Source organism: Lishizhenia sp., assembly GCF_057456495.1.
Genome location: NZ_JBVCPV010000288.1, coordinates 1 through 2,401, shown reverse-complemented (window position 1 = coordinate 2,401; position 2,401 = coordinate 1). Strand labels below are relative to the sequence as shown.

Below are 2,401 nucleotides of genomic sequence, written 5' to 3'. Positions count from 1 at the left end.
TTCTTCAATACCTTTTAACCGATTGGATTATCCCAAAACTATCTACAGATGTTGAGTACTATGCTCCCTTTGCTGTATTCCTAGGACTCTTTTTCTACCCCTTCACTTACAGTATATTTACCTATTTCGCTGTTACTCAATTTCATCTCAACTGGATAGAAGCATTGTTCTACTTTGCAAGTCTTCCCCTATCAGGAATCTTCGCTTATTGGTTTGCTCGTTACCTTAAACACATCAGTTATAAATGGCAATACATGCTTATAATGATGGATAAAAAGCACGCTTTAGACGATTTGAAAAAAGAACGAGACGAGTTAAGGAAACTTATTTTTTCTCGTTCATAAAAAAAATCAATCGTCGAATAAACATTCTAAGCTTTCCTATGTTAAGATAAGCAGCTATCTTTGGCCGCGAATCTTTGAGTATGAAAAAAACAGGAGTATTAGTCATCCAATTGGGAACACCAGATAGTCCCTCAAAAAAGGATGTTAGAAGATATTTAAGTGAATTTTTAAATGACCCAAGAGTAATTGATTTACCTTGGTTCGGAAGAAAACTATTAGTGAATGGAATTATTGTTCCTTTCAGAACCAGTAACTCTTCTAAAATTTACAAGGAACTATGGGAATACGGAAATGGTGTTTCTCCCCTTATCACGCATACAGAGAGTGTAGTTCGTTTGACTCAAGAAAGATTTAGCGCAGATGAAAATGTGCATATACACATGGCAATGCGTTACCAAAACCCTTCGATGGATGTGGTATTAGAAGAAATGAGAAAACAGAAGTACGATAGAATCGTAATTCTCCCTCTCTTCCCACAATACGCTAGTGCCTCTACTGGTTCTGCGATTGAAAAAGCCATGAACATCATCCGTAAATGGTGGGTGATTCCCGAAATCAATGTTATCTCTCAGTTTTACGACAATCCTGCTTACATTGATGCAGTGGTGGATAGAGCAAAGGATTTCGACCTATCTTCTTACGATAAAATTCTATTCTCTTACCACGGTTTACCAACGCGACAGGTAGATAAGGTATATGATAATGATTTGTGTGAGGACCAACCCTGTGAAACAGAAATCAATGAGAAAAACCAATTCTGTTATAAAGCCACGTGTTTTGCCACATCAAGATTGATTGCTGCCAAACTCGGAATAAAAGAAAGTGATTATACCGTTGGATTCCAGTCTAGACTAGATAAAAATTGGTTAGAACCTTTCTCTGATAAACTCATTGAACAATGGGCCAAAGAAGGAGCGAAAAGGGTTTTGGCATTTAGTCCAGCCTTTGTAGCCGACTGTTTAGAAACAATCATAGAAATAGGTACAGAATACCACGAAGACTTCCAAGAAATGGGCGGCGAAGCTGTTCATTTAGTTCCAAGCTCAAATGACCACCCTAGGTTTGTAGATTGTTTGGAAGATGAAATTAGAAAATACTTAAAGTAAAGACATAAAAAAGGCTAACCCACAAGGTTAGCCTTTTTCGTTTAACTCAATCTTTATTTATTTAGTGATCATCAATTTTTCAGAAGCTGAATCATTACCAAGGGCAAAGTTCACTACATATATTCCATTCTCTAATGTTGCAGGCATTGAAAAGCTTAAGTTGTTCATACCTGTGTACAATTCACCCAAATTCTTTTCAAAAACAACCTTACCTTGCAAGTCAACAACACTTACAAAAGCTGTATTTTTTTCTTCAACATTTACATCCAATTTCAAGGTATTCTCTGCTGCTGAATAACCAACTTGGAAATCCATTTCATTTTCTTGTAACTCAAAAATACCTGCAGATGGATCTTGTGCAAAGCTCAAGCTGTGGGTGTAAATAACATCCCCTGAATTTGTTCCACTACTATTGGTTTTGTTCGCTGCAACATAGAAAGTAACCTCCGAAACTGAGGCTGCAGGTGCAATCCATTGAAAATCCCAAGAGGTTTGACCGGTTCCATTAAACGTATGGTTTAAGTATTCTCTTCCTGAAAATGCAGCAGTTGAAGTTGTATTATCAAGACTAGACAAAGAACCAACTTTACTATCTGAATTATCTAGAACGGTTAATTGGAAACCATTTTTTGCAGATCCACCAGGGAAATTAAGAGTCAAATTATACACCTCATCTGGTAAGAATGTAGTTTCATTATTTGGGAAGTTAATCTCAATAACCGATGAACCATCCTGAACTGAACCTCCGTGACAAGAGGTACAAGTACTTTCCCCAGGTGCCCCGGTTCTTCCTGAAACTGATCCTGAGGAATTTATTTTATGCGCTGTTATTTCTTTAGAAGAAACCGCTTTAATTTCTGTCGTGTTAAAGGAAAACAACCCTGCACCTAAGGCTAAAAAGGCTGTTCCAAATAGTGTATACTTTATATTCATGTTCATAGTTTTTTTTAT

The 2,401-nt window shown here is 36.9% G+C and carries 3 protein-coding genes; 2 read left to right on the top strand and 1 reads right to left on the bottom strand.

All coding sequences use genetic code 11. The features are described from left to right. Window positions 1-344: hypothetical protein (locus AC22ZQ_RS14170; RefSeq protein WP_318959413.1), on the top strand; the 344-nt coding region annotated here is incomplete at its 5' end. A gap of 80 nt (window positions 345-424) precedes the next feature. Beyond that, window positions 425-1,450 (top strand): ferrochelatase, encoded by a 1,026-nt coding sequence (gene hemH / locus AC22ZQ_RS14165; RefSeq protein ID WP_318959412.1) that lies wholly within the window; start codon window positions 425-427, stop codon window positions 1,448-1,450. 57 nt (window positions 1,451-1,507) lie between these two features. Here the strand turns inward: hemH and AC22ZQ_RS14160 are convergent. Next, window positions 1,508-2,401, bottom strand: an 894-nt coding sequence (locus AC22ZQ_RS14160; protein ID WP_318959411.1) for a choice-of-anchor V domain-containing protein, incomplete at its 5' end; no start/stop codon positions are given.